Source organism: Rhodococcus xishaensis, assembly GCF_004011825.1.
Classification (GTDB): Bacteria; Actinomycetota; Actinomycetes; order Mycobacteriales; family Mycobacteriaceae; genus Prescottella; species Prescottella xishaensis.
Map to the genome: position 1 here is coordinate 1 of NZ_RKLO01000016.1, position 901 is coordinate 901.

1 protein-coding gene is annotated in these 901 nt (G+C 67.0%); it reads left to right on the top strand.

The window, feature by feature from the left end; all coding sequences use genetic code 11:
• Window positions 1-901 (top strand): condensation domain-containing protein (locus EGT50_RS16890; RefSeq protein ID WP_235870803.1); only part of this gene is annotated, 901 nt, incomplete at both ends.

Genomic DNA, 901 nt, shown 5'->3' on the forward strand with positions numbered 1-901 from the left:
CGACCGAGCATGTGTTGGTGTTGGTGTTGCATCACATTGCTGCGGATGGGTTCTCGATGGGGCCGTTGACGCGGGATGTGGTGACTGCGTATGCGGCGCGGGCTGCGGGTGTGGTTCCGGGGTGGGAGCCGCTTGCGGTGCAGTACGCCGATTACGCGGTGTGGCAGCGGGAGGTCCTCGGGTCCGAGGATGACGCCGAGTCGGTGATTGCGCGGCAGGTCGATTACTGGCGGGGGCAGTTGGCGGGGTTGCCGGAGCAGTTGGATCTGCCGGCCGATCGTGCGCGTCCGGTGGTGGCGTCGCATCGTGGTGCCTCGGTGCGGTTCTCGCTCGATGAGGGGTTGGCCGGCCGGGTCGAGGCGTTGGCGAAGGCGCAGGGTGCGACGGCGTTCATGGTGGTGCATGCGGCGTTGTCGGTGGTGTTGGCGCGGCTGAGTGGCACGTCGGATATCGCGGTGGGTACTCCGGTGGCCGGCCGTGGTGAGGCGGCGCTCGATGATCTGGTGGGCATGTTCGTGGGCACGTTGGTGTTGCGGGCGCAGGTCGAGTCGGGTGAGTCGTTCGTGGATCTGCTGTCGCGGGTGCGGGGGACGGATCTGGCGGCGTTCGAGCATGCGGATGTGCCGTTCGAGCGGTTGGTGGAGGTGCTCGATCCGGCGCGGTCGCAGGGCCGGCATCCGTTGTTCCAGGTGATGCTCACGTTCCAGAACCTGACCCAGCCCGGACAGGCGTCGGTCGAGTTGGACGGGTTGACCGTGGCGGCGGTCGATTTCGATGCTCAGGTCGCCAAGTTCGATCTGCAGGTGACCGTGGTCCCGGCCGCCACCGACGGGTGGTCGGTGGATCTGACGTATGCCACCGATCTGTTCGATGAGGCCACGATCGTCTCGTTCGGGCAGCG